This is a genomic window from Hydrogenophaga sp. 70-12 (assembly GCF_001897365.1).
GTDB lineage: Bacteria > Pseudomonadota > Gammaproteobacteria > Burkholderiales > Burkholderiaceae_C > Hydrogenophaga > Hydrogenophaga borbori.
Window position 1 is genome coordinate 1 of sequence record NZ_MKSS01000366.1, and the last position, 6416, is coordinate 6416.

The window sequence follows — 6416 nt, forward strand, 5'->3', positions numbered from 1 at the left end:
GCCCAGGCCGGCGTCCACGGCGGCCATCACCATGGACAAGGAGTCCACCTCCATCACCACCTGGGGGCGGATGCCGGCACGCGCGAAGGCGGCGTCGAGCGTCAGGCGAAGGCCGTGCGGGTGCGTGGGCAGGATCAGGGGCTCGTCGCCGAGGTCGGCGAGCGCCAGGCGCTTGCGTCGCCGCCGCCTGGCCTGCGTGACGAGGAAGATGTCCTCGGTGAACAGGGGCTGGCGGTCCATCAAGCGGTCCCCCGGCACGGGGCCACCTTGTCCCGCGCGCGGATCGAACAGCACGGCGAGGTCGAGCTCGCGCGCTTTGAGCTGGGCCGCGAGATGGCCGGACATGCCCTCCACCAGGTGCAGGCGCACGTCGGGGTAGCGCTCGCGCATGGCCTGCATCAGCGGCAGGCCCAGCACGGCCGCCGTGGTGGGCGCCAGGCCCACGCTGACGGAGCCCGACAGGCGCGCGGCCTGCGCGGCGCGCGCGGCCTGCTCGGCGTGGCGCAGGGTGAGCTTGGCCTCGCGGAAGAAGGCCATGCCGGCCTCGGTGGGCAACACGCCGCGCGGCGTGCGCTGCAGCAGACGCGTGCTGAGCTCGCTTTCCAGCCGGCTGATCTGCTGGCTCAGCGCGGACTGGACCATGTCGAGTTCCGCCGCCGCGCGGCTCATGGCGCCGAGCTCGACGATGCGGACGAAGTAGCGCAGTTGCCTCAGTTCCATGGGTGCCTCTCGCGGGCGCCGCTGGCCAGGCCACAGGCAGCGGTCACCACGCCGCGCATTGTCGGGGAGGCACCGGCTGGACGGCTCAGAGCGACAGTCTTTTGAAGAGGCGCTCGGGAATCGATCGGATAACCAGCATCACGCCCCACCAGTACCACGGCGCGTAAACGACATCGCGTCGCCTGGCCACCCCGCGGAGAATGGCACGGGCGATGGCGTCCGGGGGACTCCAAAGCGGCCCCTTCTTGTCAAAGGCGGCCGTCATCGGCGTGTCCACGAACCCAGGCTTGATCGTCAGCACCTGGACGCCGGACGGGTGCAAGCGGTTGCGCACGCCTTGCAGGAACGTCGCCACCGCGCTTTTCGCGGTGCCGTACACGTAGTTGGACTGCCGGCCACGTTCGCCGGCCACCGAACCGAGAACGACCATCGAGCCGTGCCGTTGCGCTTCGAACCGGTTGGCCAGGTGCGTGAGCAGTGAGATGACGCTGATGGCGTTGGTGTTCAGTTCCTGGAGCGCGATCCGGACGTCTTGCTCACAGGCCTTTTGATCCCCCAGCGTGCCGTGGGCGATGAGGGCCACGTCGAGCCCCCCCAGCGCGCCGGCGGCGGCGTCGATCACCTCGGCATGCCGTGCCAGGTCGTTCACGTCCAGGGCAGCACAGGCGACCGATCGAGCGCCACGGACCCTCAGATCGTCCGCGACCTCGTGCAGATGGTCCACGTCGCGCCCGACCAGGTAGAGCGCATGGCCTTCGCACGCCCACAGGCGCGCGGTCGCCTTCGCTATGGCCGATGTCGCACCGATGATCAAGATCCTGCTCATGTTTCGAGGACTGGGGATGAACGTGCAGGGCGTTGCGGGGCCGGGCGCATCGCTCAGGCCAGACCCAGCCGGCGGGACTGGGCCGACATGAATTTGCCATGGGCGTGCCAGCGTGCGCGTACCTCCTCGAACGCCTGCCACCGGGGGTACCCCACCTTGAACGTGGCTTCGCTCATCCGAGCGTCCTTGGCGAGATAGAGTCGCCCGCCGAGCGCGGTGACGATGCCGTCCAAGCCGTCGAGCAGTTCGAAGACGGGCCCTTCCGCCTTGAAATCCACCGCCAGCGAGTACCCCTTCATGGGAAAGCTCAACGGATTGGCGTTCGCGTCGCCAAACAGTTTCAGGACGGCGAGGAAGGCGCCCCGTTCGGACTGGCCAATGCGTTGGAGTATGTCCCGCAATCCGGTTGCGCCCGCCGCCTTGGGCAGCACCAACTGGTACTGCAGGAATCCCGGTCGGCCATACCAGCCACTCCACCCGGCCATCGCATCCAATGGCGCAAAGAATGACTCGAACGGCTTTCGTTTCGTTTGCGCCCGCGCGCGTGCCCGCCGGTAATACGTGGCATTGAACGCCCTGGCCACCGAGCGATTGAGCAGGCCCGAAGGCATTTCAACGGGAACGCCAGGGGCCTTGACCTGCCGGGCCACCAGCGGGCCATCAGCGCACGGCTCAGCCGTCACCAGAATGGAGCCCCCCAGGCTGGCGCCGCGCGCCATGCAGTCGATCCAGGCGACCGAGTAGGCGCTTGCGGCATGCGCATCAAATGCCTCGAGCACGGCGTCGAGGCTGGGTGCCTTGATCCGTGTCTCCAGGACATCGCTGGCGGCGATTCGCTTGAGCCGCAACACGGCGGACACGATGACGCCGGTCAGCCCCATCCCGCCACAGGTGGCGTGGAACAGCTCGGCCTTGTCCGATGGGGAAGCACCGACACACTCCCCATTCCCCAAAAGAATCTGAAGGGACGCCACATGCGCGCTGAACGTGCCATCGCGGTGGTGGTTCTTTCCATGAACGTCACTGGCAATGGCACCGCCCACGGTGATGAAGCGTGTGCCGGGCATGACCGGCAGGAACCAGCCACGGGGGACAAAGGTTCGCAGAATGTCGTCCAGCGAAGTGCCCGCGGCGCAGGACAGCAAACCCGTCTCCGGATCAAAGGCATGAAGCTGATCCAGGTAGCGTGTTGAAAGAACCCGTGGTCCCAGCGCGCTGTCGCCGTAGCTGCGGCCCCGTCCGCGCGCAATGAGTGGCAGGGCGTCGGGCACCGCACGCAGGCACTGCTGTCTCGACAAGGGCTCGACCACCCGGGCTTCCTGCCTCGGATAGCGACCCCAGCCGTGCAACTCCATCAGGCTGCCCCGGCCACAACGCATTCGTGGTTCAGCCAGGCGGCGCGCCTCTCCGACCCGACTGCCATGGCGCGGCCGAAGGCCCGGATGAGGCCATCACCAACACATTGCATGAATGGACTCGAACAGATGTCAGGGGAAATGCATTGACGCCAGATGTCTCGAAATAGCATTGCAATTGGGAGGTGGCGTAGAGGCATTCGGCCGATGCTACCATGCGCGCCGCCCAGCCCAATCGCTGGCACAGAAAACTCACGCGGGCTTTTCAAACATTAGTCAGCGATCGATCGACAGCACGATGAAATGAAAGCCCGAATATTCTCTTTCGCCGTGCCGGTGTTTGGAACGCTGTTCGTTTTGGCCTATTTGCTCGATGTGATCTATGCACCGTCCATGCGCGGGCTCGATCTGTCCTGGCATGCGATGCTGGTGTACGCCCACGAGAACCGGCTTCAACACGGAAGCCAGATCCTATTCAACTACGGACCTTTGTCCTTCATTGAATCGGCCGTTTACTCCGTGTCATCCCATCAGGAGAAGCTGCTCTACCGGGCCGTCTACCTGCTGATCCTGGGCATTGCTTGTTTCTCGGTACTGCGCATCCGGAGTGCCTGGGCCCTGCTGGCCTGGTGTGGCCTGACCCTGCACCTGCTGATGTGGCGGGATGTGTACCTGCTTCTGCCGGCCCTGCTGCTGTGTCACCATGAGTGCCGCAGGCAGCCAGGTCATTCGGCGCAACTCGCGCTGTCCGTTCTGCTCGCATTCGGCGCGGCGTTTGCCTGCCTGGTGAAGGCGAATGCCCTGTTCTTCACCGTGCCCGCCATTGCCCTGGCGAGCCTCTACCGCTTCAGCGTGCGGGACTACAGGCCCGTCGTCCCCGTGTGTTTCGGCTTGTCTCTGGTCTTGCTGTTCTGGCTGTCCGGCCAGCAGGTCTCAGGCTTCGCCGACTTTGTGCGCGGCTATGTGGATGTCTCGCTGGCCTACAACGCGGATATGGGACTGCCCGCGCCGTTTGCACTGCACGGTGCCTTCATCGTTGGCGCGGCGGTCCTGGTCGCGACGACCCTGCGCATGACCCATGCCGCCAGCACAGTGCTGGGCCTCCTCACGCTGGGGTATCTGCTGGTCGCCTACAAGATGGGCTTTGTTCGGCATGGCGCCCACCCCGGCAACGCGTTTCTCGCGCTGGCCTTCGTATGCCTGGTCCAACTCTGGAGTCCCAGCGTCGACCGCATGACCCGCAACCAGCGGCGCGTGATCGGGGCAGTGGCCGTTGCAGCGGCCTCGCTGGTCACCTACATCACGGCATCGCTGTACCAGGGAGGGTTCATCAATGGGTATGTCCACACCGTGGAGGACCGCATCCGCCGCGTGATGGACCCCGGCTACGAGACCCTACTGAACGCCGAACTGGGCCGCCGCCAGGCGATGGCGGTCGCGCAGGCGCGCTCGGCCATTCCGTTTGCTGATGTCGAAGGCCCCATCGATATCTTCCCCTTCGAGTTCAGTCTGGCGTACGCGTCCGGGTTGCCGATCGCCACGCGGCCCGCCTTTCAGTCCTATTTCGCGACCAGCCGCCATATGTCCGAGCGCAACGCGGACTTCCTCGCCAGCCCGCAGGCGCCGCGGTCGGTGGTGTTCAGCGTCGAGCCCATCGATGGCCGCTACGCCGCGCTGGAAGATCCGCTCACCCTGGGTGCCTACCGCCGGCACTACCGGCTGGACCGGCAGGCACCGAACGCCCTGCTGTTGACGCGCCGTGCGTCGCCGCTGGCCCAGTCCGAGGTGTGCCGCACGTCCGACGTGGAATTCGATCAGCCCGTGCTGGTTCCCTGGGTGGGTCCGGATCAAGCGGTCTGGGCCGAGATCGAGGTCGCCAGCACCTGGCTCGGGCGGGTCCTGGGCGTGCTGACCGGCCCCCCCGCTCTTCGCATGACGATGGCCACCCCGACGGGAAGTGCCGACTTCCGGTACCTGCGCGAGGCGGGCCAGACCGGCTTCCTGTTGTCACCCGCCTTGGTCTCCACCGAAGCGGCGGCGCGCTTCTTCAATGCCGAGAGCCGCCCGGAAGACCGGGTCCTCGGCCTGTCGATCCAGGCGCCCGGCGGTCCCATCCCTTGGTTTGACCCGGAGCTGTCGGTCAAGCTGTGCGTGCGGTCCTGGGATTCGGCACCCCCGACGGGCCCATGACAGCTGGCCTGACGCGGCCCTGCCGCACGGCATGGGCACTCACGGCGGCGGCTGCCAGCCGCCCCCCAGCGCCGCCACCAAGGCCATGCTCGCCGCCAGCCGCTGGGCCCGCACGTCCAGTGCGGCACGGCGCGCCGACAGCGCCAGGTTCTGCGCGGTGGCCACCTCCAGGAAGCTGATCTCGCCGGCCTCGTAGCGGTAGCCGACCACGCGCTCGTTCTCGTTGGCCAGTTCCACCAGACGCGCCTGCTGGCGCTCCTGCTCGGCCAGGGTGGCGAGCTGCGCGAGCGCGTCCTCGGTCTCGCGCACGGCGGCGAGCACGCCCGCGCGCCAGGCCGCGGCCTGCTCGTCGTAGGCGGCGGTGAACAGGGCCTCATTGGCGCGGCGCGCACCGCCGTCGAACAGCGTGGCCGCGAGGCGCGGGCCCAGCGACCACACGCGCGAGGGCGTGTCGAGCCAGCGGGCGAAGCTCGACGCCTGCCAGCCGGCGCTGGCCGAGAGCGTGAGGTCCGGCAGCCAGGCCGTCTGCGCGATGCCGAGGCGCGCGTGCGCGGCGGCGAGTTGGCGCTCGGCGGCGGCCAGGTCGGGGCGGCGGCGCAGCAGCTCGGCGGGCAGCGCGGCGGGCACCGGCGGCACGGCGGGCAAGGCGCCTTCCCGCGCCGCCACGGGAAAGTCCGTGGGCGTGGCACCGGCCAGCAGCGCGAGCGCATTGGCCTCGAGCGCGCGCTGGCGCTGGAGGGTGAAGGCCTGCGTGCGCAGGGATTGCAGCTGCGTGTCGGCCTGGATGACGTCGGCGCGCGCGACCAGGCCGGCCTCGTACTGCAGGCGCGTGATCTGCAGCGAGCGCGTGTAGGCGATATCGGCCTCGGCCTGCAGCGCCAACTGGGCGTCGAGCGCGCGCAGGCGAACGTAGCCTTGCGCGGCGGCCAGTTGCAAGGCCAGGCGCCCGGCGTCCAGCAGCGCGGCCTGGGCGTCGGCGCCGGCCGCGGCGGCCTCGCGCTCGCGCGCGACGCGGCCCCAGAGGTCGGGCGTCCACGACAGATCCAGGCCGGCGTCGTAGAGGCGGCGCGTGCCGGCGCTGGCGCCGCTGCTGGTGGCACCGCCGCCGCTGCGCGTGACCGACGCGCCCGCGCCGAGCCGCGGCAGCGCCAGCGCGCGCGCCGCGTCCACCTGCGACAGGGCCTGGCGCCAGCGCGCCTCGGCCTGCGCGAGCTCGGGATTGGCCTCGGCCACGCGGCGCAACAGGGCGTCGAGTTCGGGGTCGCCGTAGGCGCGCCACCACTCGGGGGCGATGGGCTCGCGCGGCCCGGCCGGCGCGGCCTCGG

5 protein-coding genes are annotated in these 6416 nt (G+C 68.8%); 1 reads left to right on the forward strand and 4 read right to left on the reverse strand.

Annotated features, from left to right (window positions below; all coding sequences use genetic code 11):
• The 3 genes from BGO22_RS18640 to BGO22_RS18650 all read right to left on the reverse strand — a co-directional run.
• A partial coding sequence (locus BGO22_RS18640) for a LysR substrate-binding domain-containing protein (protein ID WP_286852184.1) occupies nucleotides 1-720 on the reverse strand: 720 nt, incomplete at its 3' end.
• 85 nt (nucleotides 721-805) lie between these two features.
• On the reverse strand, nucleotides 806-1546 hold the full coding sequence (locus BGO22_RS18645; protein ID WP_286852185.1) for an SDR family oxidoreductase: 741 nt from the start codon (nucleotides 1544-1546) through the stop codon (nucleotides 806-808).
• Between the two features lie 53 nt (nucleotides 1547-1599).
• Nucleotides 1600-2901 carry an FAD-binding protein gene (locus BGO22_RS18650; protein ID WP_286852187.1) on the reverse strand — a complete coding sequence of 434 codons (1302 nt, stop codon included), beginning with the start codon at nucleotides 2899-2901 and terminating at the stop codon, nucleotides 1600-1602.
• Nucleotides 2902-3204: 303 nt separating this feature from the next.
• Here BGO22_RS18650 and BGO22_RS18655 point away from each other — a divergent pair, with 303 nt between their 5' ends.
• Nucleotides 3205-5091, forward strand: a complete 1887-nt coding sequence (locus tag BGO22_RS18655) for a hypothetical protein (RefSeq protein WP_286852190.1) — start codon at nucleotides 3205-3207, stop codon at nucleotides 5089-5091.
• 39 nt (nucleotides 5092-5130) lie between these two features.
• Here the strand turns inward: BGO22_RS18655 and BGO22_RS18660 are convergent.
• A partial coding sequence (locus BGO22_RS18660) for an efflux transporter outer membrane subunit (RefSeq protein WP_286852192.1) occupies nucleotides 5131-6416 on the reverse strand: 1286 nt, incomplete at its 5' end.

Bases quoted from the DNA above. Each gene is read 5' to 3' on its own strand.
- BGO22_RS18650 (WP_286852187.1), bottom strand. From the start codon at position 2,901: ATGGAGTTGCACGGCTGGGGTCGCTATCCGAGGCAGGAAGCCCGGGTG.
- BGO22_RS18655 (WP_286852190.1), top strand. From the start codon at position 3,205: ATGAAAGCCCGAATATTCTCTTTCGCCGTGCCGGTGTTTGGAACGCTG.
- BGO22_RS18645 (WP_286852185.1), bottom strand. From the start codon at position 1,546: ATGAGCAGGATCTTGATCATCGGTGCGACATCGGCCATAGCGAAGGCG.